The 272-nt window shown below is 60.3% G+C and carries 1 protein-coding gene; it reads right to left on the bottom strand.

The window, feature by feature from the left end; translation table 11 throughout:
• A partial coding sequence (locus ACQG3P_RS19780; RefSeq protein ID WP_426805993.1) for a CBS domain-containing protein occupies positions 1 to 272 on the bottom strand: 272 nt, incomplete at both ends.

Here is a 272-nt window from a genome sequence, read left to right as displayed (position 1 = left end):
TTTCAGCAGGTCGATCCGGGTAATCAGCCCCAGGAAGCTGCCACCATCCATGATGATGGCCAACTGGACGCGATCGAACACCGGCAGTAGGGCTTCGATCGGCGATTTCACGTCCAGCCGGTCCAGCTTGCTGACCATGGCGGAGGAGACCTTGTCGCGGAACCGCGACTCGTCCCCGTACACATGCAGCAGCACTTCGCTTTCGTCGACGATGCCGACCAGCTGGTCGCCATCCATCACCGGCAGCTGCGATACGTCATACAGCTTCATGC

The sequence above is a fragment of the Stenotrophomonas sp. SrG genome, assembly GCF_050031795.1.
In the GTDB taxonomy this organism is placed as follows: Bacteria; Pseudomonadota; Gammaproteobacteria; order Xanthomonadales; family Xanthomonadaceae; genus Stenotrophomonas; species Stenotrophomonas rhizophila_A.
This window is presented reverse-complemented; position numbering and strand designations above follow the sequence as displayed.